At 74.3% G+C, this 26,297-nt stretch carries 27 protein-coding genes; 12 read left to right on the top strand and 15 right to left on the bottom strand.

Translation table 11 applies throughout. From position 1 onward, the window contains the following. Positions 1-148 precede the first annotated feature (148 nt). Entirely contained in the window at positions 149-1,963 is a 1,815-nt protein-coding gene (locus Athai_RS29640; RefSeq protein WP_239157249.1) for an RICIN domain-containing protein, read from the top strand. Positions 1,964-2,037: 74 nt separating this feature from the next. On the opposite strand, the gene Athai_RS29645 is transcribed toward Athai_RS29640, so the two are convergent. The 4 genes from Athai_RS29645 to Athai_RS29660 all read right to left on the bottom strand — a co-directional run bounded on the left by Athai_RS29645 (position 2,038) and on the right by Athai_RS29660 (position 3,780). Beyond that, positions 2,038-2,787 carry a nucleotidyltransferase domain-containing protein gene (locus tag Athai_RS29645; RefSeq protein WP_203964529.1) on the bottom strand — a complete coding sequence of 250 codons (750 nt, stop codon included), beginning with the start codon at positions 2,785-2,787 and terminating at the stop codon, positions 2,038-2,040. A 149-nt stretch (positions 2,788-2,936) separates the two neighbouring features. Continuing rightward, a complete protein-coding gene (locus Athai_RS29650) occupies positions 2,937-3,158 on the bottom strand; it encodes a hypothetical protein (protein WP_203964530.1) in 222 nt (73 codons plus the stop codon). Next, complete coding sequence (locus Athai_RS29655) at positions 3,155-3,325, bottom strand: hypothetical protein (RefSeq protein ID WP_203964531.1); 171 nt, start codon at positions 3,323-3,325, stop codon at positions 3,155-3,157. The genes Athai_RS29650 and Athai_RS29655 overlap by 4 nt, the downstream gene beginning before the upstream one ends. Continuing rightward, the gene (locus Athai_RS29660) at positions 3,316-3,780 is read right to left on the bottom strand and encodes a hypothetical protein (protein ID WP_203964532.1); all 465 of its coding nucleotides are present in this window, start codon (positions 3,778-3,780) and stop codon (positions 3,316-3,318) included. Before Athai_RS29660 ends, Athai_RS29655 begins: the two co-directional genes overlap by 10 nt. 442 nt (positions 3,781-4,222) lie before the next feature. Here Athai_RS29660 and Athai_RS29665 point away from each other — a divergent pair, with 442 nt between their 5' ends. Together Athai_RS29665 and Athai_RS29670 are read left to right on the top strand one after the other, a co-directional pair. After that, the gene (locus Athai_RS29665) at positions 4,223-5,086 is read left to right on the top strand and encodes a helix-turn-helix domain-containing protein (protein ID WP_203964533.1); all 864 of its coding nucleotides are present in this window, start codon (positions 4,223-4,225) and stop codon (positions 5,084-5,086) included. Continuing rightward, positions 5,083-5,274, top strand: a complete 192-nt coding sequence (locus Athai_RS29670) for a DUF397 domain-containing protein (protein ID WP_203964534.1) — start codon at positions 5,083-5,085, stop codon at positions 5,272-5,274. The genes Athai_RS29665 and Athai_RS29670 overlap by 4 nt, the downstream gene beginning before the upstream one ends. Before the next feature lie 58 nt (positions 5,275-5,332). Here the strand turns inward: Athai_RS29670 and Athai_RS29675 are convergent, their stop codons facing one another. Further along, on the bottom strand, positions 5,333-6,001 hold the full coding sequence (locus Athai_RS29675) for a pentapeptide repeat-containing protein (RefSeq protein WP_203964535.1): 669 nt from the start codon (positions 5,999-6,001) through the stop codon (positions 5,333-5,335). Positions 6,002-6,371: 370 nt separating this feature from the next. Between Athai_RS29675 and rox the strand changes: the two genes are divergently transcribed. Continuing rightward, positions 6,372-7,793, top strand: coding sequence for a rifampin monooxygenase (gene rox, locus Athai_RS29680; RefSeq protein ID WP_203964536.1), 1,422 nt, complete (start codon positions 6,372-6,374; stop codon positions 7,791-7,793). A gap of 156 nt (positions 7,794-7,949) precedes the next feature. Here the strand turns inward: rox and Athai_RS29685 are convergent, their stop codons facing one another. The 3 genes from Athai_RS29685 to Athai_RS29695 all read right to left on the bottom strand — a co-directional run bounded on the left by Athai_RS29685 (position 7,950) and on the right by Athai_RS29695 (position 10,083). Beyond that, on the bottom strand, positions 7,950-9,182 hold the full coding sequence (locus Athai_RS29685; RefSeq protein WP_203964537.1) for a type II toxin-antitoxin system HipA family toxin: 1,233 nt from the start codon (positions 9,180-9,182) through the stop codon (positions 7,950-7,952). Then, entirely contained in the window at positions 9,179-9,466 is a 288-nt protein-coding gene (locus Athai_RS29690) for a helix-turn-helix domain-containing protein (RefSeq protein WP_203964538.1), read from the bottom strand. The genes Athai_RS29685 and Athai_RS29690 overlap by 4 nt, the downstream gene beginning before the upstream one ends. A 158-nt stretch (positions 9,467-9,624) precedes the next feature. Continuing rightward, the gene (locus tag Athai_RS29695; protein ID WP_203964539.1) at positions 9,625-10,083 is read right to left on the bottom strand and encodes a winged helix-turn-helix transcriptional regulator; all 459 of its coding nucleotides are present in this window, start codon (positions 10,081-10,083) and stop codon (positions 9,625-9,627) included. 83 nt (positions 10,084-10,166) lie between these two features. Between Athai_RS29695 and Athai_RS29700 the strand changes: the two genes are divergently transcribed. After that, positions 10,167-11,387, top strand: a complete 1,221-nt coding sequence (locus tag Athai_RS29700) for an MFS transporter (protein WP_203964540.1) — start codon at positions 10,167-10,169, stop codon at positions 11,385-11,387. Here Athai_RS29700 and Athai_RS29705 read toward each other — a convergent pair. Together Athai_RS29705 and Athai_RS29710 are read right to left on the bottom strand one after the other, a co-directional pair. Continuing rightward, a complete protein-coding gene (locus tag Athai_RS29705) occupies positions 11,353-11,982 on the bottom strand; it encodes a DinB family protein (RefSeq protein ID WP_203964541.1) in 630 nt (209 codons plus the stop codon). The genes Athai_RS29700 and Athai_RS29705 overlap by 35 nt on opposite strands. Before the next feature lie 145 nt (positions 11,983-12,127). Beyond that, the gene (locus Athai_RS29710; RefSeq protein ID WP_203964542.1) at positions 12,128-12,808 is read right to left on the bottom strand and encodes an alpha/beta fold hydrolase; all 681 of its coding nucleotides are present in this window, start codon (positions 12,806-12,808) and stop codon (positions 12,128-12,130) included. Positions 12,809-12,962: 154 nt separating this feature from the next. On the opposite strand from Athai_RS29710, the gene Athai_RS29715 reads away from it, so the two are divergent. Beyond that, positions 12,963-13,985: a helix-turn-helix transcriptional regulator gene (locus tag Athai_RS29715; protein WP_203964543.1), complete on the top strand. Its 1,023-nt coding sequence runs from the start codon at positions 12,963-12,965 to the stop codon at positions 13,983-13,985. Between the two features lie 107 nt (positions 13,986-14,092). On the opposite strand, the gene Athai_RS29720 is transcribed toward Athai_RS29715, so the two are convergent. Beyond that, positions 14,093-15,463: an FAD-binding oxidoreductase gene (locus tag Athai_RS29720; RefSeq protein ID WP_203964544.1), complete on the bottom strand. Its 1,371-nt coding sequence runs from the start codon at positions 15,461-15,463 to the stop codon at positions 14,093-14,095. 63 nt (positions 15,464-15,526) lie between these two features. On the opposite strand from Athai_RS29720, the gene Athai_RS29725 reads away from it, so the two are divergent. Next, positions 15,527-16,564 (top strand): helix-turn-helix transcriptional regulator, encoded by a 1,038-nt coding sequence (locus Athai_RS29725; RefSeq protein WP_203964545.1) that lies wholly within the window; start codon positions 15,527-15,529, stop codon positions 16,562-16,564. A gap of 68 nt (positions 16,565-16,632) precedes the next feature. Here Athai_RS29725 and Athai_RS29730 read toward each other — a convergent pair whose 3' ends face one another. Next, positions 16,633-17,223, bottom strand: a complete 591-nt coding sequence (locus tag Athai_RS29730) for a sugar O-acetyltransferase (protein ID WP_203964546.1) — start codon at positions 17,221-17,223, stop codon at positions 16,633-16,635. A gap of 307 nt (positions 17,224-17,530) precedes the next feature. Here Athai_RS29730 and Athai_RS29735 point away from each other — a divergent pair, with 307 nt between their 5' ends. From Athai_RS29735 to Athai_RS29750, 5 genes are all read left to right on the top strand, one after another. Further along, a complete protein-coding gene (locus Athai_RS29735) occupies positions 17,531-18,292 on the top strand; it encodes an ABC transporter ATP-binding protein (protein WP_203964547.1) in 762 nt (253 codons plus the stop codon). Positions 18,293-19,115: 823 nt separating this feature from the next. Further along, a complete protein-coding gene (locus tag Athai_RS29740) occupies positions 19,116-20,789 on the top strand; it encodes an FtsX-like permease family protein (RefSeq protein WP_203964548.1) in 1,674 nt (557 codons plus the stop codon). Between the two features lie 173 nt (positions 20,790-20,962). Then, positions 20,963-21,850 (top strand): sensor histidine kinase, encoded by an 888-nt coding sequence (locus tag Athai_RS29745; RefSeq protein WP_239157250.1) that lies wholly within the window; start codon positions 20,963-20,965, stop codon positions 21,848-21,850. Continuing rightward, a complete protein-coding gene (locus tag Athai_RS34565) occupies positions 21,835-22,194 on the top strand; it encodes a sensor histidine kinase (protein ID WP_239157251.1) in 360 nt (119 codons plus the stop codon). Before Athai_RS29745 ends, Athai_RS34565 begins: the two co-directional genes overlap by 16 nt. Beyond that, on the top strand, positions 22,182-22,826 hold the full coding sequence (locus Athai_RS29750; protein ID WP_203964549.1) for a response regulator transcription factor: 645 nt from the start codon (positions 22,182-22,184) through the stop codon (positions 22,824-22,826). The genes Athai_RS34565 and Athai_RS29750 overlap by 13 nt, the downstream gene beginning before the upstream one ends. 87 nt (positions 22,827-22,913) lie before the next feature. On the opposite strand, the gene Athai_RS29755 is transcribed toward Athai_RS29750, so the two are convergent. From Athai_RS29755 to Athai_RS29765, 3 genes are read right to left on the bottom strand one after another with little or no spacing between them, the layout of a single operon-like run. Further along, positions 22,914-24,623 (bottom strand): hypothetical protein, encoded by a 1,710-nt coding sequence (locus Athai_RS29755; RefSeq protein WP_203964550.1) that lies wholly within the window; start codon positions 24,621-24,623, stop codon positions 22,914-22,916. Beyond that, positions 24,584-25,291, bottom strand: a complete 708-nt coding sequence (locus Athai_RS29760) for a hypothetical protein (RefSeq protein ID WP_203964551.1) — start codon at positions 25,289-25,291, stop codon at positions 24,584-24,586. The genes Athai_RS29755 and Athai_RS29760 overlap by 40 nt, the downstream gene beginning before the upstream one ends. Beyond that, positions 25,288-26,244, bottom strand: a complete 957-nt coding sequence (locus tag Athai_RS29765) for a glycosyltransferase family 2 protein (RefSeq protein ID WP_203964552.1) — start codon at positions 26,242-26,244, stop codon at positions 25,288-25,290. Before Athai_RS29765 ends, Athai_RS29760 begins: the two co-directional genes overlap by 4 nt. Positions 26,245-26,297 lie beyond the last annotated feature (53 nt).

Genomic DNA, 26,297 nt, shown 5'->3' on the forward strand with positions numbered 1-26,297 from the left:
GGTGTGCAGAGCAAAGGCTCAGGGTATTGACCCGGGGCGAGTTAGTTATAACCTTAGCGGAAATAAATCGTACGGATCGGGACACGTCCCCGCGCGACCATCGCCGGCCGGGTGCGGACCGTCCCGTTCTGGCTGGAAGGAGCCCACCGTGCCCCTCTCCCGAACGACCCGACGACGCGCGCTGGCCGCGCCGGTGGCGGTCGCCGCCGCCGCGCTGATCGTCGCCGCCGGCGCCGGCACGCCCGCGGCGGCCGGCACGCCGGCGGCGGCCGACACCTCCGCGCAGTACACCGTCACGATCGGTTCGACCGGCACCTACCGGTACCCGACGGACACCCCGGCCAGCGCGTTCATCGACAGCGACGGAACCTTCCACTTCCAGCAGTCGGCCGCGCTGTACGGCGCCAACGACCCGCGCTACTGGGAGTTCTACACCGGCACCGACTTCGACCACGCCAGCCGGGACGCCAGCCTGTCCGACGCGGTGAACCCGAACAACCCGGCCGACGCGAACAACGACACCACCTGGCGGTGCAACAACAGCCCGACCGGCAAGGAGTCGACGTACGCGCCGGCCGGCTCCGGCTACGCGCAGAAGAACTACTGCGACCTGGTCGGCACCTGGGTCGACCCGGACACCGGCGACTGGTACGGCATCGTGCACAACGAGTTCACCCCGGAACCGTTCGGCGCGTACTCGTTCTCGCACTACGACGCGCTGGACTACGCGGTCTCGCACGACCACGGCAAGACGTGGAGCATCGAGGGGCACGCGGTCACCTCGCCGTACAGCACGAAGCGCGGCGACACGAACGCCTTCCCGAACCAGTCGTTCTATTACGGTGACGGCGATCCGCGGCTGTTCACCGACCCCGCGTCCGGCTACTTCTACCTGTACTACGGCTCCCGGGTGGTGCCGAAGAAGGGCGCCGGCGGCGCGGACGTCGACCTGCAACACGTCGCGCGGGCACCGATCTCCGGCAAGATGGCCACCGGCACCTGGCAGAAGTGGTACGACGGGCACTGGTCGCAGCCGGGCGTCGGCGGCAAGGAAAGCAACATGGTGCCGGTCGACGCGGGCAACACCAACGGCTACACCCCGCCGGGCAAGGACTACGACCCGGCCAACACCGGGAACCCGACCCAGCAGGTCGCCGCCGGCACCCTGCCGCCGAAGTCGAAGCTGTTCGTGATGAACATCGTCTACGACGCCTACCTCGGCCTCTACATCGGCGAGCCGGAGCGCACCAGCGGCCCGGAGCCGCAACGGTTCTACGCCACCGACGATCTGAGCACCCAGAAGTGGCGGCTGATCGGCGACTCCGGCGACTACACCTCGCAGTCCTGGTACCGCTGGATCGTGGACAGCGCGACGCTCACCGGCACCACCGTGGTCGGCAAGGACTTCCGGTCGTACTGCTCGATCGCCTGCAACCACTCCGACGGCGAGTACGCGAACGTCACCATCGACAGCACCGCGCCGGAGAAGGCACCGGTACGGGCCGGCGAAACCTACCGGATCGCCAGCGGCACCGGCCGGGTGCTGGCCACCGCCGGGCACGGCAGCGGCACCACCACCCTCCCGGCATACGCGCGCAGCCCGCGCACCGGCTGGCGGTTCGTCGCCGACGGCGACGGCTCGTACCAGGTGGTCGACTCCGCCGGCCGGGCGCTCGGGGTGGACGCGACGAGCAAGGCCGGCCGGGCCTGGGGCGCCAAGCCGACCGTCACCGCGGTCGGCGCCGGCGGCCCGACCACCGGCCAGCAGTGGTGGATCGTGCCGAACCGCGCGCAGCCCGGCACGTACCGGCTGATCAACCGGTACAGCGGGCTGGTGCTCGGGATGTCCGGCCGGCAGGCCGCCACCAACCCGCTGCGCACCTGGACCGACCGGACCGGCAGCCCGGTCGGCGGGCACCACACCGCCGCCGAGCAGACCGTCGCGTTCCGCCCCACCCGCTAGGACGGTCGTACCGTCCACTGGGGACGGCCGGCAGGCGCCCTTGACCCGCGGAAGTCGGGGGTCAGGGCGCCTGCTCAGCGAAACAGCGCCAGTTCGTGACCCCAGGCATCGATCGTCGGGCCGAATCCGGCCCGCCGGGCAGCCGGCTCGATGCACCCGAACAGGGCCCGCTGGGCTGCCGGATCACCGCCGTCGACAAGCTGCCCGACCAGGTCGATCAGCGTCGCCCCGTCGATCCACCCGTCGGTGAGTGGCCGGCGCGCCAACTCCCAGCGCAGGTACTTGTTGTACGGGCGGACTCGGTGGTGCAGCGCGAACACCACCGGCAGCGCCCAGGCGACGCTCTCCACGGCGTCCAGCTTCGCCTCGAACGTCCGGCCGTCCCGGTGACTCTTCAGCGAGCGGTACGCGAAGTTGACGTAGCCGTCCAGATACGTCTCCAGGGCCCGGTGCACCTCGGCGTCGGACAGCGTCGCCTGGGCGTGCAGCGCGGTGGCGAGCGCGCCGTCGGTGCGGTCCAGCAGGATCCGCACCTGGGTGCACGCGTACCGGTCCCACCAGTCGCCGGGGTCCGCGGGGACATCCCGGAGGTCGTCCAGCGTTCTGGCCACCACGTCGATCGCCGGCGAGTGCACCGTCGCCCAGTCGCCTGACGGCTCGCTGAGCACGACGCAGACGTCCACATCGGAGTACCGCGTCACCATGCCGTCCCGGGCGGCCGAACCGAACACGTACAGCCCCACGACGGTGTCGTCGAGCCGGGCCCGGCGGACCAGCCGATCGAGTTCCGGCGTCGTGCCGAGTGGGTCCGGGATGTCCGCCATGCCGGCGATCCTCCCTCCCGGGGGCCGCTCCCGCCAGGCGTTTGTCCCGCGACCCGGTGCGCTGGCACTATCCGCGCACGATCGACCCCGTTCCCGGCGCCGGTACCAACCGGCTCCGGCCGTGGACAGTTGGTACCGCCACGGATGTCTCATCGATTGGGCCAGACCGGGTCGGGGAGCTTGCGGAGCTGGTCGAGCGGGACGTCCTGGTCGCAGTGCCACTGGGTCAGATCGGCGTGGATCAGGTAGCCGCCGAGGTGCACCCAGCCCGGGATCCGGCTGTCCGACACGGCGAGCACCCGGTAGGGCCGGTCCGACACGTACGCCGGCAGCGCGACCAGGTCACCGACCCGCGGCCGGTACCCGGTCACGACCGGTCGCCGCACTCGACGCGCCGCACCGTGGCCGGGTCCACCCACCACACCCGCCCGCCGGTGCTGACGATCTGCACCAGGTACGGGTCCCGCAGGTACGCCTCCGCGACGGTGACGACGGGCGCGCGGCCGATCCGAACCCGGTCGCCGGGGATCACGACCATGGCACGCCCGCCCCGACCGGCGCGAACGGGTCCGCGCGCATCGCGACCGGCGCGGGCCGGACCGTGCGCATCGCGACCGGCGCGGACCGGACCGTGCGCGTCACGACCGGCGCGGGCACGACCGCGCGTGCCCCGAGCGGCGCGGGCACGACCGCGCCCGGTCCGGTCGGTGCGAGCATGACCGCGCGTGCGCCGGTCGGCGCAGGCACGACCGTGTGCGGTCCGGTCGGGACGGGCATGACCGCGCGGTGGGCGTTCTCGCGTTGCGCGGCGAGCCGGACGGCCAGCGCACGCGCCTCCGCGTACGGGTCGGCGGGCCGGCGGCGCCGGTCGGCGGGGCGGCGGCGCCGGTCGGCGCGGCGTTCGAGCAGGTACACGGCGAGCGCGGCGGCGCCGGCCGCACCGAGGACGAGCGCCGTGCCGAGGATCGCGGAGTGCAGGATCGGGCCGCTCACCGCCACCACCCCGCCGGGTCGATCGGGCGGGCGGCGACCTCGTCCCGCCAGGCGTCGACGCGGGCGCGCAGCCACCGGCACGCGCGCGCGATAGTGTTCAACAGCTCCATCGGTTCGTCTCCAAGCGGTCGATGGGGCGGGGGCGCGGTGCGGCCGGCAAGCAGGCACCGCGCCCCCACTCTTTTTCTCTGCGACCCACCGGGTACGGCGGCAGGCCGTCGTACGGCTGAGCGATGCGCACCGGAATCGAAGGCTCACCGCTCGTCGCCGACAACCAGCAGTATTGCCCCACAAGCGGCGTTCATGCAACGAGTCATGGCAACTCATGTGGGACCATCTGTTGAATGCCGAAATGGATTGTGTTGCGTCGTGACACATCATCGTGTGTCATAGCGGTGCAGACCGGTGTGTCACGGCGGCACAGGGAGAGGAGGTCGAGGCAGTGATCGACAGCGATACGGGTTCGACGGTTCCGCGCTGGCGACTGGGCCGTGAGCTGGCAAAACTCCGCGAACAGAGCGGGCTCAAGACCGCGCAGATCGAGTCGCGCACCGGTTTCAGCCGGTCGAAGATCTACCGGATGGAAACGGGGAAGTCGCCGAGCCGCCGGGCCGACGTCGAAATTCTCTGCCAGATTTACCAGGCACCGGCGCGTCTCGCGAAGGCGCTGACCGCCTTGGCAAGCGAGACGACCAAGACCGGCTGGTGGCACTCCTACGGGGACGTCATCCCTGAGTGGTTCGAGCTGTTCGCGGGCATGGAGGCCTACGCGGAGAGCATGGACATCTACGAACCCGAACTCGTCACCGGCCTGCTGCAGACCCACGATTACGCCTATGACGTCATGAGCACTGCTGACGCGAACGGCGACGACGAGGAGATCGAACGGCACGTCGACCTGCGCCTCGCCAGGCAGGCACGGCTGACCGGGGAAGAAGCCCCTCGACTCCACGTCATTCTGAACGAGGCTGTCATCCGCCGGCCGGTCGGCGGACCGACGAGCATGGCCGAGCAGCTCCGGCACATCATCAACGTCAGCCACCGAGACAACGTGACTGTGCGAGTGCTCCCGTTCTCGGTCGGCGTGCACGCTGCGATGCTGGCCGGCTTCACGTACCTCCGGTTTCCGGACCGCCTCGTCCCGGACGTCGTCTATCACGACACCCGCACCGGCGCGCTGTACCTCGACAAGGCGGCCCAACGTAAGTCGTACCGGCAGATGTGGCGGGACATCGACACCCGGGCGCTGGACCCCGCCGCAAGTCGGGACATGATGGCCACGGCAGCGAAGGAGTACGAGACATGAGAGATCTGAGCGGCGCCACGTGGCGCAAGAGCAGCCGATCCGGGAACAACGGTGGTCAGTGCGTGGAGGTGGCGGACAACCTGCCTGGCGTCGTTGCCATCCGGGACAGCAAGGACCCGGACGGGCCGGTGCTGCTGGTCCAGCCGACCGCGTTCCGCGCCTTCACCGACACCGTCAAATCGCCCTGACACCACCGGCCGCACGCGCGCCTCGGGACCGCCGCACGGTCGGGAGGCGCGCGTCCGTTCAGCTGTCGGCGCTCACCTGGAGGCCGGCCTCGCGGGCCAGCTGGGCGCCGGCGACGGCGGCCTGCTCGGGGCTGATCCGGGCGCCGCGCAACGAGTGCAGCCCGCGGGCGCCCGCGATCCGGGATCCGGTCAGGTCGCAGCCGGCGGCGGCGGTCGCGGCGAACTCGACGCCGTCCAGCTCGCAGTCCACGAACAGCACGTTGCGCAGGTCACCGCCGAGCTGCGCGGAGCCGAACGCGCAACCCTCGAACACCACGAACCCCTTCGTACGGTCGATCCGTACGACGGCGTAGTCCAGCCGGGTGTCCGCCACGTACAGGTCGGCGGCCAGCGCCAGGGACAGCCGCCAGCCCGTCGCCCGGCAGGAGACGACCTCGACGCGGCGCGCGGTCACCGGCGCCCACTCGGCGTTGGACAGGTCCGCGCCGCGCAGCGCCACGTCGGTCAGCTCCAGCGGGCCCCACCGGGACTCGGACACGTCCACCGCCCGCAGCAGCGACCCGGAGATCTCGCCGTCCGCGGTACTCCCGGCCGCGTCGGCCCGCTCGATGCCGGCGGCGGTCAGCGCCAGCTCCCCGTCCAGCGGATCGGTCGCCTCGGCCAGCTCGTCGGCGTCGATCGACGGCTGCCGGATCACCCGCTTGGCACCGAAGTCCCGGAATTCCATCCGCTCACGGTAACCGCCACGGCGCCACCGCCCGGGTCGCTGTGCACTGGCCGGCCGGTCGCACCCGCTGCCGTTCGTGGTTCCGACGAGGACGGTCGGCCGCGATGTCGAGCCAACGCCGACGGGCACCGGCACTCACCGCGACGCCGAGCCAACGGCAACGAGCACCGGCACTCACCGCGACGCCGAGCCGACGCCAACACCACCGGAACGGGCGCCGGACATCCCCGCCATTACCACCGTAACTCCTGGTGGGGGGCTTGCGGCAAGGGCGGGTTCGTGGTGCACACTCGGCGTCCACCCCCGACACCCGCTCCGGCGCGTTCCGTGCGGAACGCACCGGAGATCGATGCTGCCCGAACGGAGTTTCATGATCGACGTGATCGTCGCCGGCGGCGGACCGACCGGACTGATGCTCGCCAGCGAGCTGCGGCTGCACGGCGTGCACGTCGTCGTACTGGAACGCGACGACGAGCCGACCACGGTGGTGCGTGCCCTCGGGCTGCACGCCCGCAGCATCGAGATACTCGACCAGCGCGGCCTGCTGGAACGGTTTCTCGCGCTGGGAAAGAAGTCGCCGCTGGGTGGGTACTTCGCCGGCCTCGGCGGCCCCACTCCGCCGCGGCTGGACACCGCCCACGGGTACGTCCTCGGCATCCCGCAGCCGACCGTCGACCGGCTGCTGGCCGAACGCGCCGTCGAGCTCGACGCCGAGATCCGTCGCGGCTGTGCGGTCGTCGGGCTTCGGCAGGACGACGACGGCGTCGAGGTCGAGACCGCCGGCGGCGACCGGTTGCGCGCGCGGTACCTGGTCGGCTGCGACGGCGGGCGCAGCACGGTACGCCGGCTGCTCGGGGTCGGCTTCCCCGGCGAGCCCAGCGCGCACGACACGCTGCTGGGTGAGATGCAGGTGACCGCCCCGGCGGAGACCGTGGCAGGCGTGGTGGCCGAGATCCGGCAGGCGCAGAAGGGGTTCGGCCTCGGCCCGATGGGCGACGGGCACTACCGGGTCGTCGTACCCGCCGCCGAGGTGGTCGAGGACCGGTCGGTGCCGCCGACCCTCGACGAGTTCCGCGAACGGTTGCGCGCGGTGGCCGGTACCGACTTCGGGGTGCACTCGCCGCGGTGGCTGTCCCGGTTCGGCGACGCCACCCGGCAGGCCGAGCGGTACCGGACCGGCCGGGTGTTCCTGGCCGGCGACGCCGCGCACGTGCACCCGCCGATCGGCGGCCAAGGGCTGAACCTCGGCATCCAGGACGCGGTCAACCTCGGCTGGAAGCTCGCCGCGGCGGTCGCCGGCTGGGCCCCGGACGGGCTGCTGGACAGCTACCACGCGGAACGGCACCCGGTCGGCGCCGACGTGCTGACCACCACCCGCGCGCAGATGGAACTGATCGCCACCGAACCGGGCCCGCAGGCGGTACGCCGGCTGCTGGCCGAACTGATGGAGTTCGACGACGTGCACCGGTACCTGATCGAGAAGCTCGTCGCGGTCGGCATCCGGTACGACTTCGGCTCGGACGACGCGCTGGTCGGCCGCCGGCTGCGCGACGTCCCGCTGGCAGGCGGGCGCCTCTACGAGCTGCTGCACGACGGCCGCGGGCTGCTGCTCGACCGCACCGGGCGGCTGTCCGTCGAGGGCTGCGCCGATCGCGTCGACCACGTGGTCGACGGCAGCACCGAGCTGGAGGCTCCCGCCGTACTGCTGCGCCCGGACGGCCACGTCGCCTGGGCCGGCGCCGACCAGGCGGGCCTGCTCGACCAGCTGCACCGCTGGTTCGGCGCCGGTTGACCGGCCGACGCGAGCACTGCCGATCATGGAGTCGGGGCCGCAGCCACGGTCGCGCATGGACTTGCATACGGCGAGTCGCCGGCAACACGCCGCCACAACTCCGTGCTCGACGCGCAGGGCGGGGGCGTTGCGCCGGGCGAGTGCGCCGCGCGACCGTCAGGCCGCTGCGGCGACCGCTTCCAGTCGCGGCTCGATCGACTCGGCCATCATGGCGATCTCGTGCTCACCAATCCGGTTCCTGCGCGCCTGCTCGCGCCAGCCGGTCAGAGCCGAGGCGATGCGGCCGATCCTCTCCCGGGCCTGGCCAAGGGTCAGGCTGCAGTCGTCGGCGAGGGACAGCAGGCCGTCGACCTCGTCGGGCGGTGCGTCGGCCCCCATGATCGACGTCGAGCGGGCCCGCCAGGGGTCCGGGTTCGGGTTCACGTCGAACACCGGGCTCAGCATCCAGTAGCCGCGTGTCGCGAGGAACCCGTGGTTGCGCAGATGGTCGTCGGTGTTACCCAGCGCGACGCTGGCGACAACGCGGTCGTAGAGCTCGTGGTGATCCTCCTTCGGCGAGAAGGACAGATCCCGGATCGCCTCGGCGACATCGACGTAATCCCGGTGCTCACCGTCGACGGAGCCCGTCGCGGTCATCGCACTGATGTAGCCGATGCGGTCGCCGGCACTCGTACGGTCGAATCTGCGCAGGATCAGCACGCTGCGCTTTCCCACGCACGTCAGCCGGCGCTGCGGCGTGCGGATCCCCACGGTCTCCAGGAGGTCCAGCGCCGTCGCCTCCCACGCCATGACGTCCCAGCCGTCACTGGAATGCGGGAATTTGGCAATCGCCAAGCTCCCGTCCTCGAGACGCACGGAAGCCTTCGGGCGGGCGCCACCCAACCCTGTCGTCCCGGTATCCAGAAGCTGTTCGACGGCGCTGGACGGGTCGTCGTCGGATGCCAGTTCGTCGGAAGCGTGCAGCAGCTCCGGAAGTGAGACGAGCTGGGGGACACGCGAAGGCCTGCCGAGGAAGTCGTCGTGGCTGGGCAGGCGGAAGCGCAGCGCGCCCTGGCGGGTGTCGTCGCTGACGCCGAGCAGGAAATCCAGGTCGTCCAAGCGACGCGGCGCCCTGCCCTCCTCGCGGGCCAGCGCGCGCTCCGCCTTCTCGACGAGGTTGCGGCCCCATCGGTCCGGCGCACTGTCGCCGAAGGCGCCGACGAGCCCGCTCTGGTGCTGTGCGCCGGACACCAGGGGCAGAGCCGGGTCGATGCTCATGCCGCCAGCCGCAAGGTAGCTGGGGTCGTAGAGGAAGGTCGTGGAAATCTGGCCCCGGGTGCGAGTGAAATGCGCCTGCCCGACCAGCCTGGCGGCCCCGGGCCCGCCGACGAGGACCTCGATGGTGGTCACCGCGCACGCTTCTTCGCGAGGGCGCCGGCACGCAGTCGCCCGATGTCGCTGCCGAGCGGGTCGATCGCATCGACGACCTGGCCCAACACACCGAGGGCGCGCAGGACCTGGGCGACGCTGCGGAAGCTCACGCTCGGGTCGCCGGTCTCGATCTTGCGGAGGGTGTCCCGCGTGATACCGGAACGCTCGGCCACCTGCTGAGCCGTCAGGTTCAGGACCATGCGCCAGCCACGCACGTGCTCGCCGAACTCGGTGATCTGCCGATCGATCCGGTACCCCGCCATCGCACTCACCCTTCTCTGCTCTGACGAGTGTACCAGCCACAGCGAGCTGCTATGACGTCTCCACTCGCCATAGCAATGGGGGATCGGGCAGCTGCCCGGTGGCCCCGCGGACCGGCGGCATCCGCTGGTACCCGCAGGGCGCCGGCAACCGAGCCGCGTCAGGAGGGCCTGCGCACGGTCGTGGTGTCGGGGCCGGCACGGGTGCCGCGCGAGGTCGTCGGCCGCAGCTCCGGAATCGGTCGACCGTCCTGGTCGACCAGGACGGAACGGGCCTCGTCCGGGCCGAACGCGTGCCGCTCGCCCCACTGCCGCAGCGCCACGATGGCGGTGAACAGGTCGCGCCCGGCCGGCGTGAGCAGGTAGACCGGCCGTTTCCCGGACGGGGCCGGCCGGCGGTCGAGCACGCCGCGCGCGGTCAGCCGGCGCAGCCGGTCGGTGAGGATGTTGCGGGCGATGCCGGTGCGCTGCTGGAAGTCGGTGAACGAGCGCGCACCGTCCATCGCGTCCCGGACGACGAGCAGGCTCCACCGGTCCCCCACCAGGTCGAGGGTGCGGGCGACCGGGCAGGTCGGGTCGGTCCATGCCGGGTCCGCGGCGCCGACCTTCGGGTGGGCCATCACACCTCCGGAAAGAGTTGCTGTTTGAAACCATCTTGCCGTACGTTCCCATCGGTTGCAAACTGCTACCGATTGGAGGGCGGATGGGGCTCACCACCGGCCGCCGGCTGCTGTTCGCCACGACCTGCGCCGCTGCCGTCGCGACCGTGTACGCGGCCCAGCCGGTACTCGCCGAGATCGGTGCCGACCTGCGGCTGCCGGACGCCGAACTCGGCTGGATCGTCACCACCGGCCAGCTCGGCTACCTGGCCGGGCTCGCGTTGCTGGTTCCGTTGGGGGACATGGTCGACCGGCGCCGGCTGATCGTGATCCACCTGGTACTGGCCGCCGCCGGCGTGGCGGTCGCGGCGGTCGCCACCCGCACCTGGCTGCTGCTCGCCGGGGTGGGGGTCGCCGGGCTGTTCGCGGTCGTCGTCCAGACGACCGTCGCCTACGCAGCGGCGCTGTCCACCCCGGCCGACCGCGGCCGCACCCTCGGTACGGTGACCGCCGGCGTCGTCGTCGGCATCCTCGGTGCCCGGGTGGTCGCCGGGGCGCTCGCATCGGTGGCCGGCTGGCGCAGCAGCTACCTCGCGCTCGCCGCGCTCCTGCTCACCCTGGCATACCTGGTCCGGCGACTGCTGCCAGCCGACCCGCGGACCGAGCGCGCCACGTACCGGGAAGTGCTCGCCTCGCTCGGCGGGCTGTTCCGGGAGCGGCTGTTCGTCTCGCGCGGGCTCGTCGCGCTCTTCCTCTTCGCCTCGTTCGGCACGCTGTGGAGCGGCCTCGCACTGCCGCTCGCCGCGCCCCCGTGGCGGCTGGGCACGGCCCAGATCGGGCTGTTCGGCATCGCCGGGCTGGCCGGCGCCCTCGGTGCCGCGCGGGCCGGACGTTGGGCCGACCGCGGCCTCACCGGCCCCGTCACCGGCGGCGCGCTCGCCCTGCTCACCGGCGCCTGGCTCGCCCTCGGCCAGGCGTCGTGGTCGCTCTGGCTGGTCGGCGCCGGCGTGCTGGCGCTCGACTTCGCCGTCCAGGTCGTCCACGTCGGCAACCAGCACGCGCTGACCGCGGCGCACCCGGACCGCACCAGCACCGTCGTCGGCGGGTACATGATCTTCTACTCGCTCGGCTCGGCGCTCGGCGCGGCGACCACGACCACCGCGTACGCGAGCGCCGGCTGGCGCGGCTCCAGCATCCTCGGCGCCGCCTTCGCCGGCTGCGCCGTCCTGGCCTGGTGGGCCGGCGGCGTCCGGTCGGCCAGCAGCCGGAAGTCCGGCTGCCCGGCCGCGGTCAGGAGCGGACCGAGGAGTCCCACCGCCAGCTGACCCCGCGGGTGTCCGCCGTGCGGCCGGTGGCGGTGAGCAGGTCGTGCCAGGCGTCGCCGGTACGCGCGGCCTTCGGGAAGATCCGGTCGAGCACCCGGCCGACGATCGCCTCGTCCGGCCGGTGGTCGATGCCGTGCGCCCGCAGGATGTCGTACGCGTGCAGCGCGGTCTCGGTGATCCCCATCGCGGCGAGCGCCGTCGCGTCCGGGTTGCCGTACGGGTGCCAGCCGATCCGGTCCGGCGGGGCGGTGGCGACGACGGCGACGAGCAGGCCGCCGACCGCGTCCAGGCACTGGCAGATCGCCTGCGTGCCGCCGTCCTCCTCCGGCCAGAAGGTGAACGGCGGCCCGTCCGGGCGCGGCTGCACCCCCTCGACCAGCGGCGTGTACGAGTCGCCGTGGCCGCGCTCGCCGGACAGCTGCATGGCGTACCCGCCGAGGTCGTCGAGGATGTGCGCAGCCGTCTCGCGGCAGGACCAGTCCAGGTCGGCCGCCGGCCGTTCCCAGCCGTCGTCCGGGATCAGCGCGATGCGGTCGATGACGGCCTGCACGGTGTCCCGGACATCGGCGGCGTGTCGTGGCAGCTCGGTCGGCATGGCGGGAGATTAGGCCACCCCGGCCCGCCACCACGACCGGATTCCCCGCCCCTTGGGTCCGCCCAGCCCTGTTGATCATGGTGTTATCCGGGTCGGAAAGCGCTCTCCGGGTAGAGGGCACCATGATCAACCGAGGCACCGGTGCTCAGGGAGTGGGGGTGGTGAGGAGGGGGGCCAGGGCGGCGGGGGCGCTGAACATCGGCCAGTGGCCGGCGTCGAGGTCGACCAGTGCCAGCCGCTTCGCCTTCGCCAGCTCGGGCGCGTCGCCGCCGTCGATCCACTCCCGCGCCTGCGCCGGGCTGAACTCGGGACACACCAGGACGGTGGGCACCTCGTACCGCCGGTCGTCGGTCAACCGCACCACACCCCGGGCCACCCCCTCGGGCACCGGAATCGCGGCGGCCTCGAAGCGGCGGCGGGCCGGCTCGTCCAGATCGGCCGAGTCCGGGCCCTCGAACGGCCCCCAGCCGGGGAACGGCATCGCGCCGTCGCGCAGCTCGAAGAAGTCGGCGTACCTCTCGCCGTCCGGGTTCGGGAAGCCACCGATCAGCACCACCCCGGCGAGCCGCTCCGGCCGGGCGTCGGCGGCCAGCCAGGCCAGCGAGGTGGCCGCGGAGTGCCCCACCACCAGTGGCGGCGCGTCGGCCGCGTCCACCGCGGCGAGTACCGCGGCGACCTGGTCGTCGAGCGTGGCGTCGGTACGGCCGTCGCCCTGGCCCGGCAGCGTCACCGGCACCGGACGGTGGCCGAGCGCCTCGATCTCCGGTACCACCTGGTCCCAGGCGGAGCCGTCCAGCCAGAGGCCGGCCACGAGCACGATGTCCATCAGCGAGTTCCTTTCACAACCGTTGCTGGCCGGGTGCCGACGATCTCCGCACCGACCTCTCGTCGAACGGGTCGGCGCCGTGCCTACCCCCGCGTGCCGTCACGGTAGGTCAGGTTCCGGACGATGAGCTGCCGGTTCTCGCTACCCTGCTCGGGTGCCCGCCCAGCTGAGCCCGACCGCGCGCGCCCTGCTCGCGCTGGAGATCCTGCACCAACGCCCCGGGGTGACCGCGGACGAACTGGCGTCCCGGCTCGGCGTCACCGAGCGCGCCGCGCGCCGCTACGTCGGGATCCTCCGGGAGGCCGGCGTCCCCGTCGAGTCCGTCCGCGGGCCCTACGGCGGGTACCGGCTCGGCCGCGGCGCCCGGCTGCCCCCGGTGGTGTTCACCGAGGAGGAGGCGCTCGGCCTGGTGATGGCGGTACTGGACGGGCAGCCCGCGGCCGCCGCCGGCGAGGACGGGATCGGCGCCGCGCTCACCAAGGTCATCCGGGTGCTGCCGGACCGGGTCGGCCGGCAGGCCGCGGCGCTGCGCGCGCACGCCGCCGCGACGCCGGACCGGCACGCCGCCCGCCCCGACCCGGTCACCACCAGCGCGCTCGTCACCGCGTCCGCCGCGCAGTGCCAGGTCCGGCTGCGGTACCGGAGCGAGTCCGGCAACGAGTGGGAGACCGACGTGGACCCGTGGGCGGTCGTCGTCCGGTACGGCAAGTGGTACCTGCTGTGCCGCTCACACCGGGCGAACGCCGTGCGCACCTACCGGGTGGACCGGATCCGCGCGGTCGAGCAGACCCGGTACCGGTTCGAGCCGCCCGCCGACCTCGACCCGGTCGCCGCGCTGGAGGAGAACCTCGGCATCGGCTGGGAGTACGACACCCGGGTCGAGTTCGACGCCCCACTGGACCAGGTGGCCTCCTGGGTACGGCCACCGATGGGGCGGCTGGAGCCGGCCGGCGACGGCTGCGTGCTGGTCGGCAGCACCAGCAACCCGCGGATGTACGCCCGGGAATGGCTGTCCACCTCACCGTTCGGCTTCCGGGTGGTCGGCGGGCCGGAGCTGCGCGCCGCGGTCGCCTCGGTGGCCGCCCAGTTCACCGCCGCCGTCGCCGACCCAACCCCACCCAGCCCGCCCAGCCCGCCCAGCCCGCCCGGCCCGCCCGGCCCGCCCGGCCCGCGTTGATCATGGTGTCATCCGCACGGAAAGCGCTTTCACGGCGAGATAACACCATGATCAACCGGGGCGACGTCCACCGAGCGGCTCAACCGGGACGACGTCTACCGAGCGGCTCAACCGGGGCGACATCTACCGGGGGTGGGAATCGGGTGGTGCGGGCGGAGGGTGTGGGCCGGGTCGAAGCGGGCCCGCAGCTCGGCGAGCCGCTGCTGGGCCGCCTCGTCGAAGCCGGCCAGGACCTCCCGCGGCGCGAGCGGCCCGAAACTGAAGTTGAGCGGCCGGCCGACCGCGTCCGGCTGCCACGGCGCGGTCAGCCGGCGATGGGTGTCCGCCACGGTGCCCGCGTCCGCATCGACCGGCGACAGCACCGACAGCAGGTACGCCGCGTCCCGGTGGCCGACCGCGTTCGGCACCCGCGGCGGCCGGGCCATCGCGCCGCCCAGGTGCCGGATGCCCACCACACACATCACCGGCGCCGCGCCGGCGTCCCGGCGCAGCGCGTCGAGCCGGTCCGCGTCCAGCGCGGACAGCAGCACCGGGCTGGACCGGTACGGGTGCGGGCGCTCCGGCTCGGCGAAGATCGACCCCGACTCGGCGTACGGCAGCTCGCCGACGCTGTCCTGCACGCACTCGCCGAGTTCGCGCAGCGGGGCGATCAGCCGCTCCCCCTGCTCGGCCGGCCCGCACCAGCACAGTTGCAGCTTGGCGATGTGCCGGCCGCGCAGCGCCGCCGGAAACACCGGCAGGTCCGGGTAGCCGAGCATGCTCACCGCGGAGGTCAGCTCGTCCGGCAGGTCCCGGGTCCACCGCCACCAGCCGGCGAGAACACCCGGATCGGCGTCCACATCGAAGGCGAGCGCGCCGCCGTACACCCGGGCCACCGGCAGCAGCTCGATCCGCATCCCGGTCACCACGCCGAGGTTGCCGCCCCCACCGCGCAGCCCCCAGTACAGGTCGGGCTCGGTGTCGGCGGTCACGTGCCGCAGCTCCCCGTCCGGGGTGACGACGTCGAGCTGCCGGACCCGGTCGGCGGCGAACCCGTACCGGCGGGACAGCAGGCCGATGCCACCGCCGAGGGTGTACGACACGGCGCCCAGCGCGGGGAAGCTGCCGGACAGCGGCGCCAGCCCGTACGGCGCGGTCGCGTCGATGACCTGCCGCCAGGTGGCGCCGGCCGACACCCACGCGGTCCGGTCGGCCGGGTCGACCCGTACCGCGGTCAGCGCGCCGGTGGCGAGCAGCAGGCCGCCGTCCAGGCCCACGTTGCGGCCGTGCCCGGTGGCCTGCACCGCGAGCGGCACCCCGCGTTCCGCGGCGAAGTTCACCGCGACCCGGACGTCGCGCTCGTCGGCCGCCACCAGTACCGCATCCGGGCGGTGCGGGTCGAGGAGCTGGAAACCGCCGCAGGCGGCGTCGAAACCGTCGTCACCGGGCCGCAACACCGGCCCGCGCGCCTGATCACGCAGTGTCGTCACATCGATCATGCCGGCCACGCTAAGCACCCTTCCGGTCTTAACGTGTCCGGAACGCGTGGCAACCTGGGTCACATGAGCGAACGCGCGCCGGACTGCGCCACCGGGCGCCGCCCACCCGGCACCGGCGAGCGGGCGCCGCGGAGCGAGCTGCCGGGCCGGATGCTGCGGTTGCTGTCCCTGCTGCAGGGGCGGCGGGAGTGGCCCGGCCGGGAGCTGGCCGCCCGGCTCGGCGTCACCGAACGCACCCTGCGCCGCGACATAAGCCGGCTGCGCGAGCTGGACTACCCGGTCGCCGGCAGCACCGGCACCGCCGGCGGGTACCGGCTGGAACCCGGCCCGGCGCTGCCGCCGCTGCTGCTCGACGACGACGAGGCGGTCGCGATCGCGCTCGCCCTGTCCACCGCGGTACCCGGCATCGACGAGGTCGGCGCGCGGGCGCTGGCGAAGCTGACCCAGGTGCTGCCGGCCCGGCTGCGGCCGCAGCTGGCCCGGCTGGCCGACACGGTGGCGGCGGTGCCGCACCGGCAGTCCACCGGTACCGACCCGGACGTGCTGGCGACGCTCGCGGCGGCGTGCCGGGACACCGAGATCGTCACGTTCGACTACCGAGGCCGGTCCGGCGCGCCCGGCCGGCGCCGGGTCGAGCCGCACCACCTGGTCACCCTGCGCGGCAACTGGTACCTCGTCGCGTACGACCCGGAGCGGGCTGGCTGGCGCACCTTCCGGCTGGACCGGGTGGACGCCCCGCGCGGCACCCGGCACCGGTTCGCCCGGCGCACGCTGCCGGCGCCGGACGCCGCCAGCTACCTGGCCCGGTCGTTCGCCGGCGCCCGCTACCGCTACTCCGCGCGGGTCGCGGTGGCGCTGCCGGCCGACGCCGTCCGCAGCCGGGTGTACCTGTCCGTACCGGGTCAGGTCACCGAACTCGGCCCGGACCGCTGCACGGTGTCGATGAGTGCCGACTCGCTCGACCTGGTCGTGCAGTACGCGGCGACGGTGGTCTCGCTCGGCGCCGCCACCGGCCTGGACGCCGACCCCGAGATCCTCGACCGGCTTCGCGCCCTCGGTGCGGACCTCGGCACCCTGGTGCCCGAGTCCACTGTGGACTGAGCTGGCTCCGTCGCGGCGCGGCGGCACGTTCGCCGGCCGGCCGGTGCCAGCCGCCCCGGTCCGGAGCGCTACCCGAGGCCGGGTGGCTGGCGCTGGGTCAGGTCGGCGTCGGTGATGTCGCGGACCGGGCGGCACGGCACGCCGACCGCCACCACCATCGGCGGCACGTCCTTCGACACCACGCTACCGGCGCCGATCACCGCCCCGGACCCGATGGTCACCCCGGGCAGCACCACCACGTTGCTGCCCAGCCACACCTTGTCCGCCAGCACGATCGGCTCGGAGAACCGGTTGTAGTCCTGCCGCAGCTGCGGATGCACCGGATGCCCGGTCGTGGTCAGCGTGCAGCTCGGCGCGATCATCACCCCGTCGCCGATCCGGATCTCCACATCGTCCACGAACGTCAGGTTCACGTTGCCGTAGAAGTCGTCCCCGAGGTGCACGTTGCTGCCGTACGCGGCGTGCAACGGCGACGCGACCACCGGGTTGCGGCCGACCGAGCCGAGGATCCGGCCGAGCAGCTGGGTGCGCCGGTCGACCGCGCCCGGTGGCGTCCGGTTGTACTCGAACAGCAGGTCGGCCCGCCGCCGATCGGCCAGGAACGCCGCATCGCTCTCGGTGTAGAGCATCCCGCGCGCGATGCGTTCCTCGGCATCCATGCCCACTCCCGTCACCCGACTCCGCCCTGGACCCCGGGATGTCGCGCCGCCGGCCACCCGGCGGTCCCCGCCGCACCGACGCCACCGGCGATCCCGGCGGTCCCGGCGCCTCGACGCCCCGGCGGACCCGGCGGACCCGGCGGACCCGGCGGCCCCGGCGGACCCGGCGGCCGCGGCGCCCGCGGCGCCACGAAGCAACACCCTAGGCCGTGTCGTCGAACGCCGCGCCGAGGGTAGGGATGGCCCTACCGGCAAGTTCCACGGTCGCCATGTGTTGCCGGCGCCCCGCCGCGACGAGGCTGAGAGCATGGTCAAGGCAACGACACGAGCAACCGACGTGGTGCAGCTGTCCGGGGTGTCCCGCACCTACCCCGGCGGTACCGCCGTGCAGGCCCTGCGGGACGTGAGCGTCGCGTTCCGCGCCGGTACGTTCACCGCGGTGATGGGGCCCTCCGGGTCCGGGAAGTCGACGCTGCTGCACTGCGCCGCCGGCCTGGACCGGCCCAGCAGCGGCCGGGTGCTGCTCGCCGGTACCGACATCGGCACGCTGCGCGAGCCCAAGCTGACGAAGGTCCGGCGGGCGCACGTCGGTTTCGTCTTCCAGTCCTTCAACCTGATCGACTCGCTGACCGTGTGGCAGAACGTGCTGCTGCCGCAGCGGCTGGCGGGCCGGCGGCCGGACCGGCGCTGGGCCCGGGAGGTGATCTCCCGGGTCGGCCTGGCCGGCCGCGAGCACCACCGGCCGGTCCAGCTGTCCGGCGGCCAGCAGCAGCGGGTCGCGCTGGCCCGCGCCCTCGCCGCCCGGCCCGACGTCATCTTCGGCGACGAACCGACCGGCGCCCTCGACCTCGGTACCGGCCGGGAGGTGCTGGCGCTGCTGCGCCAGTCGGTCGACGAGTTCGGCGCCGCGGTGGTGATGGTCACCCACGATCCGGCCGCCGCGGCCTGGGCCGACCGGGTGGTGTTCCTCGCCGACGGCCGGCTCGCCGGCGAACTCGCCGACCCGGACGTCGAGCAGGTGACCGCGCGGATGACCCGGCTGAGCGCGACCGTGGCGGGTGCCCGATGAGGACCCTCGCGATCGCCTCGGTGCGCCACCGGCTCGGCGGGTTCGCCGGGTCGCTGCTGGCGGTCCTGCTCACCGTCGGGCTGCTGACCGTCAGCGGGCTGCTGATGTTCTCCGCGCTGACCGCCGGCCCCGGGCCGGACCGGTTCGCGGCGGCCACCGCGATGGTGGCGAAGGACCGGTCGGTGACGCTGCGCACCGTGACCCGCAAGGGCGACAAGACGAAGGTCAAGTCGAAGACGAAACCGCTGACCGGCGCCGCGGTGCTGCCGGCCGGCCTGGCCCGGCGGCTGGCCGGTACCGACGGGGTCGCTCGCACGGTGGCCGACACCGCGTTCCCGGTCGACCTCGCCGTCGCCGGCCGGCCGGTGTCCGGGCCGCACCGTTCGGCGGTCGTCGGGCACGGCTGGTCGTCGGCGGCGCTCACCCCGTACCGGTTGCGGTCCGGGACGGCGCCCACCCGGGGCGGCGTGGTGCTGGACGCATCGTTCGGCGCGCACCCCGGCGACCGGGTCACGGTGTCGACGAAGACCGGTACGCACGGGCTGCGGGTCACCGGCATCGCCGCGCCGGCCGGCGCGGACGCGCTGGCCAACCAGGGTGCCGTGTTCGTCGCCGACGACGCGGTGGCCGCCGTGTCCGGGCTCACCGGGCCGACCGCGGTCGCCGTCCTCGCCGCGCCCGGCGTCTCCGCCGGCACCCTGGCGCACCGGCTGGACGGCCGGGTACCGGACGGGCTGTCGGTGTTCACCGGGGCGAGCGGATCGCCGCCGACCTGCCCGGTGCCACCACCAGCTACGTCGGGGCCGTCTCGGTGTTCGGGATCATGCTCGGCGTCACCGGGTTCACCGCGGTGTTCGTCCTGGTCGGGGCGATCTCGCTGGTGGCCCGGCGGCGGCTGCGGGAACTCGCGCTGCTGCGTACCGTCGGCGCCACCCCGGCCCAGCTGCGCCGGCTGCTCGGCGTCGAGACGGCGCTGGTCGGCCTGGTCGCCGGGATACCCGGCGCGGTCGGCGGCGCGCTCGCCGCCGACGCCGTCGCGCAACGGTTCCGGGACGTCGGCGTGGTGCCAGCCCAGTTCCCGGTACGGGTCAACGTCGGCGTGCTGCTCGCCGCGGTCGCCGCCGGCGTGGCGATCAGCGTGGTCTCGGGTGCCCTGGCGGCGCGCCGGGCCACCACCATCGCGCCGACCGAGGCGCTCCGCGAGACCGTCACCGCACCGGCCGGTGGCGTCGCGTTCCGGATCGTCGCCGCGGTGCTGACCGCGGCCGGCGGCATCGGGGTACTGGTCTTCGTCCCGCTGCGGTCGAACATGGGCATCGGGATGAGCTTCGTCTCGGCGGCGCTGCTGATGTGCTCGATCGCCGCCGCCGGCCCGCTGCTCGCCCGGGTCTTCGGCACCGCGCTCGGCGCGGTGCTCGGCCGGGGCGGGGCCACCGGCCGGCTCGCCGCCGCCACCACCCGCACCCAGCCCCGCCGGGTCGCCGCGGTCGCGCTGCCGCTCGCGCTGATGGTGGCGATCACCGTGACGCTGCTGGGTACCAGCACGCTGACCGGCCAGGTGGCGGAGCACCAGCAGGCGCAGCGGTCAGCCGGCGCGGACTGGCAGCTCGCGCCGCGCGCCGGCAGCGGCGTACCGCTGCCCGTCGCGCAGCGGCTGGCCCGGCTGCCGGGGGCGACCGGCGTCGCGGCCACGCTGCCCAGCACGATCATGATCGACGACCACGGGAAGCCCGAACACCACTCGGCGCAGGGCCGCTACGCCACGGGCGCGCCGGCCCTGGACCTCGACGTCACCGCCGGACGGCTGGGTACCGGCATGGCCGTCGGCGCCGACCTCGCCGCCGGGCAGGGGTGGCAGGTCGGCGACCGGGTCACCGTCTGGCTGCCGGACGCGAGCACCGCGTCGCTGCGGATCGACGCGGTGTACCAGCGGGTCGCCGGGTTCGGCGAGGTCGTACTGCCGGCGGCGCTGGTCGCGGCGCACGACCCGCGCGGCCTGGTCGGCGCGCTCTACCTGCGCGGCGACGACCGGCTCGCCGAGACCGTGCGACACCAGTACCCGCAGCTCACCGTCATCGAGGCGCAACGCACCGTCGCCACCCGAGGCATCGAGACGCAGCAGGCCGCGTTCGACGCGCTGACGGCGATCCTGCTCGGGTTCATCGCCATCTCGGTCGCGAACGCGTTCGCGATGGCCGCGATCGCCCGCCGCCGGGAGTTCGCCGACCTGCGGCTGGCCGGCGCGACCGCCCGGCAGGTACACGCGATGGCGGTACGGGAGACGCTGATCGCGGTCTGCCTCGGGCTGGCGCTGGGGTGGGCGGTCACCACGGTCGTCGTCGGGGCGTACGGGCTGGCCCAGGACGGCCACTGGCACCCGGTCGTGGCCCCGGCGGGGTACGCGGCGGTGATCGGCGGCACCGGCCTGCTCGGGCTGGTCGCCGGCATCGTGCCGACCCGGCTGCTGGTCCGCCGCCGCGCGCTGCCGGCGACGTGAACGGCCCGCCGGCGCCGCCGGCCGGACCGGCCCGCGCCCGCACCGGGCGGGGCGGTCCGGCCGGTCGAACCGCAGCCCGCACCCGCACCGGGCGGGGCGGTCCGGCCGGTCGAACCGCGGCCCGCACCCGGGTCGGGCGGGCCGCGGCGGGCGGGCTTCGTAGGCTGACCGGCGTGATCGGTCGGACCGTACGCGCACTGGCCTACCTGGCGCTCGGCGCACCGGTGGCGGTCGTCGCGCTCGCCTGGACGCTGGTCTCGTCGGTCCTGCTGCTGCTCCTGGCGCCCACCCAGCTCGCGCCCCGCGCGCTGCTCGGCGCCACCGCCGTCAACCGGGCGCTGGCCCGGTGCGAACGGCGGCGGCTCGGCTGGTACTCGCACCGCCCCGTCCCGGTGCCCTACCAGCCCGCCGGCGCCGGGCCGGTCCGGGCCCGCGCCGCCGCGGTGTTCCGCGACCCGGCGACCCGGCGCGACGCCGGCTGGCTCGCCGCACTGTTCCCGGTGGCGCTGCCGAGCATGCTGCTCGGCGTCGCGCCGGCGGCCCTGGCGGTCGGGCTGGCGACCGCGCCGGCCTGGCTGTGGGCGGTACCGAACCCGAACGCGCCGGCGTTGATCGCCCCGATCGTCGGCACCTGGCCCGGCCGGTGCGCGGCGGCGGTGCTCGGCCTGGCGCTGCTGCCACTCGTGGCCCGCTGGGTGCAGACCCTCGCCCGCGGTCAGGGCGGCCTCGCCCGGCTGCTGCTGCGACCCGACGACCGGCAGCGGCTGACCGCGCTGGCCGAGCGGCTCGCCAGTACCCGGGCGCGGGTGGTGGACGCGCAGGCCGCCGAGCTGCGCCGGATCGAACGCGACCTGCACGACGGCGCGCAGGCCCGGATCGTGGCCGCCGGCATGACGCTGGCGCTCGCCGGCCGCAAGCTGCGCGGTCGACCCGACGACCCGGTCCGGGCCGACGTCGACCTCGCCCGCCGGCAGCTCGACGGTGCCCTCGCCGAACTGCGCCACCTGGTCCGCGGCATCCACCCGCCGATCCTCACCGACCGGGGTTGGCCGCCGCGCTGAGCGCGCTGATCGCCGACAGCCCGGTCCCGGTCGACCTCCGGGTACCCGACGACACGTCGGTGCCGGCCGCGGTGGAGGCCGCCGCGTACTTCGTGGTGTCCGAGGCGCTGACGAACGCGGCCAAGCACGCCGGTGCGCAGCGCTGCGAGGTGACGCTGGCCGGCACCGCGGACGGTGGCCTGACCGTCCGGGTACGCGACGACGGGCGCGGCGGCGCCGACCCGGACGGCGCCGGCCTGGACGGGCTCCGCCGCAGGGTGGAGGCCCTGGACGGCATACTCTCGGTGCAGAGTCCGGCCGGCGGGCCGACCGTCCTGTCCGCGGAGTTCCCATGCGCATCGTGATCGCCGAAGACCTGCTGCTGCTGCGCGACGGGCTGATCCGGATCCTCACCGACACCGGCCACCAGGTCGTCGCCGCCGTCGACAACGGGCCCGACCTGGAGCGCGCGGTCGCCGAGCACCGGCCCGACCTGTCGATCGTGGACGTCCGGCTGCCGCCCGGGTTCCGGGACGAGGGGCTGCGGGCAGCGCTGGCGATCCGGGCCGAACACCCGGGCGCCCCGGTGCTGATCCTCTCCCAGTACGTGGAGCGCAGCTACGCCGCCGACCTGCTCGCCGACGGGGACGGCGCGGTCGGCTACCTGCTGAAGGACCGGGTCACCTCGCTGGACGACTTCCTCGACGCGATCGACCGGGTCGCCGCCGGCGGCACCGCGATGGACCCGGAGGTGGTGCGGCAGCTGTTCGCCCGCAACACCCGGGACCGCGGCGTCGCGGCGCTGACCGTACGGGAGCGGGAGGTGCTGGGGCTGGTCGCGGAGGGCCTGTCGAACTCGGCGATCTGCGCCGCGCTGTCCCTCGCCGCGGTCTCGGTCGAGAAGCACATCACGAACATCCTGACCAAACTCGACCTGCCGCCGGACGCCGACAGCCACCGCCGGGTCCGCGCCGTCCTCGCCTACCTGAACGGCTGAGCCGCCGCGCCCGGGAACCGGGCCGTCCTGCCGAGCCAGGCCCGCCGAGGGCAGACCGCCGGGCCCAGGGCAAACCGTCCCGCCGAGTCAGGGCCACAGCTGGTAGATCGCGGCCGGGCCGTCGGTGTGCTGCAACCGGGCGTACCGGCCCAGCCGGGCCGCGACCGGGCCGGCACGGCGGTCCGCGAACAGCCACCGCACCCGGTAGCGGTGGCGCAGCTCGGCGAGGGTGGCGGCATCCGGCGCGGCGAATGCCCGCTCGTCGAGCGCGAACAGCGCCGGGTCGGCGAACGGCTGCCGCGGGTACGAGTGCCCGTGCCGGCCGTGCGCCGCCACCGCGGCGTCGGTGTACCCCCAGCTTTCCACCAGCGTCCGGTGCCCACCGAAGCCGGACACCCAGAACGCCCGACTGTCGCAGTACGGCCGGGTGACGAGGCGCAGGCAGTGCACGTTCGTGGCGACGACGTCGGTCGGCCCGGCGTGAGCGTCCAGCCACCGGGCGGCCCGGATCTCGGCCGCGGTGACCGGCCGGCTGCCGGCTTTCGGCGCCGGTACCCCGGTCACCACCCGGGCGGCGCGCGGCAGCACCCCGATCGCCCCGGCGCCGAGGCTCGCCCCGAGCAGCACCGCCACCGCCACCGGCACCCCGGCGCCACGCAGCCGGACGCCGCGCCACCCCGCGCCGGGCCGGCCGGCGCCGCGCAACCGGGCACCGGGCAACCGGGCGCCGCCCGGCCGGTACCGGCACGCCAGCCACCAGCCGACCACCAGCGCCGCGGCGACGGCCAGCGCGACGAGTACCGGCCCGGCCAGGCCCGCCGCCCAACCCCGGTACGTCGACGCCGGCCCCGGTCCGTGCCGACCGGCCACCAGCCGCAGCACGCCGGCCAATACCAGCCCGGCCGCGCCCGCCGCCAGCACCGGCCGCCAGTACCGTTCGGTCGCCGCGACCGGCAGCAGCAACACCGTCAGCAGCGCCGCGAACGGCAGCACCGGCAGGAGGAAGTACGCCTGGCTGTCGGACGGGTGGAACAGCGACCACATCGCGCCGGTACCGGCGACGGTGGCGCCGGCGAGCAGCCACACCGCCGGGTCGGTACGGCCGGGGCGGCGGCCCAGGGTGGCGAGGCCGACCAGCCGCGGCGACTGCAGCAGCAGCCACCAGCCGACGATGCCGAGCGCGAACAGCCAGCCCTTCGTCCCGGCGGTCGCGAGTCCCGGCGGCAGCGGGCCGGGGGCGGTCGGCGCGTGCGGCGCGATGGTGTGCGCGTACGGCGCGATCCACTGCAACTCGCTCAACGCCTGCGGCGACAGGCCGCCGGCGCCACCGCCGACGAACACCGCGAGGCCGGCGCCCAGCGCCGCGACCAGCACGCCGAGCGCCAGCAGCGCCCGCCGGCCGACCGTACGGGTGACGACGAACCGCGCCACCGACGCGACCGCCACCCCGGCGATGAGTACCGGCAGGCCGCTCGCCTTGGCGCCGGCGCAGGCCAGCGCCAGCGGCCCGACCAGAAACCAGCCGCGGCCGAGCGGCCGGTCCCGGACCAGCTCCACGCACAGCGCGGTGAGCAGGATCAGGAACGGGAGCAGGTAGGTCTCCGACGGGCTGAGCAGCGACACCGGCGAACCGCCCGGCACCGCGGCCGGGCCGCCGGGCAGTAGCGGCCGAGCCAGCACCGCCACCCCGGCGGTCACCGGGCCGGCCCACCAGCGGCCGGCCACCTGCCGGGCCAGCGCCGCGACCACCAGCACCGTCACCAGCAGGATCGGGCCCAACCACAACCTGAACAGCACGACGGCGGGATCGATCCCGGTGAGCATGCTGGCCGCGGCGAGGTGCCCGTCGGACAGGTAGTGGTAGCGCAGCAGCTCCCCGCGACCTGCGGCACCCGGAACGGCATCGAGCGGGTCAGCTCGTGCACCAGGCCGAGATGGTAGAGCAGGTCCGGGTAGTAGTTCGCGGTCACCGGCGGCAGCGGTACGTGCGCCCACTCGCCGGTGGCCCAGGCGATCGCGCCGACACACACCGCGGCGACGCCCCACGACCAGGCCACCGGCAGCGGTCGCGGCGCGGCGATCCGCCAGCACCGGCGCAGCCGCGGTACGGCGAGGAACGGCGCCACCGCGAGCACCGGCCACAACCACAGCAGCGGTGCCAGCCCGGTCGCGGCGGCGACCGCCCAGGCGACCAGCTCCACCAGCAGCCCGGTCACCGCGCCGTACCCCAGATCCTCCGGCAGGTTCCCGGTACTGCCGCGCAGCGCCCGGTGCAGCAGGGTGCCGGGCAGCAGCACGGCGAGCAGCCAGTACGCCCCGTAGCGGGCGATCGCGGCGGCCGGGGTGCCGGTGCCGGCGAGCGCGGCGACGAGCGCGACCGCGACCAGCGCCCACGGCGCCGCGCGCAGGATCGTACGGTCCGAGACGGGGCGGCGGGCCGGCGCCCCGACGGCGGTCACGGTCACGCGGAGGTCGTCTCCTCGACCCGGGCGGCGGCGGTGTCGGTGCCGATGTGGTAGGTCGGCCGCGCCTGCACCGTCGAATAGATCCGCGCCACGTACTCGCCGAGCAGGCCCAGGCAGGTCAGCTGCAACCCGCCGAGGAACAGCACCGCGACGAACAGCGACGTCCAGCCGGGCACCGTCCAGCCGGCGACGTACCCGACGACACCGAACCCGATCATGACCAGGCAGCAGCAGAAGCTGATCAGGCCGAGCCAGGTGGCGAGCCGCAGCGGCGCGGCGGAGAAGTTCGTGACGCTGTCCAGCGCGAGCCGGACCATCCGGCCCAGCGGGTACTTCGTGGTGCCGGCGACCCGCTCGGCCCGCACGTAACTCACCGTACCGCTGGGGAATCCCAGTGCGGGCACCAGCAGCCGGTACACCGGCTGGTGGTCGGGCAGCGCGAGCAGCGCATCCACCGCGGTGCGGCTCAACAGCCGGAAGTCGCCCGCGTCGCGCGGCACCCAGGAGCCGACCAACCGCCGCATCAGCCGGTAGTACGCGGCGGCCGTGCGCCGCTTGAAGACGGTGTCGGTGGCCCGGTCGGCGCGCACCCCGTAGACGACGTCGAGGTGGTCGCGGCGGGCGAGCGCCAGCATCTCGCCGATCTTCTCCGGCGGGTCCTGCAGGTCGGCGTCGATGCTCACCACGTAGCGCCCGCGGGCCCGGGTCAGGCCGGCGGTCAGCGCCGCCTGGTGCCCGGCGTTGCGGCGCAACCGGATCAGCCGCAGCTGCGGCCAGTCCGCGCGCAGCCCGTCGACGAGTTGCGCGGTGTCGTCGGCGCTGCCGTCGTCGACCGCGACGACCTCGTAGTCGGCGGTGATCGCATCCAACGCGGGCCGCAGCCGGGCGGTGAGCGGCGCGATCGCGTCCTGCTCGTTGTACATCGGGATGACGACCGACAGCAGCGGAGCCATGCGCTTTCCCTTGTCCCGTAGTCACCTCCGGGCGGTACCGAGGTGCTCGGTGC

Origin of the sequence: Actinocatenispora thailandica (assembly GCF_016865425.1) — a bacterium.
Lineage (GTDB): Bacteria > Actinomycetota > Actinomycetes > Mycobacteriales > Micromonosporaceae > Actinocatenispora > Actinocatenispora thailandica.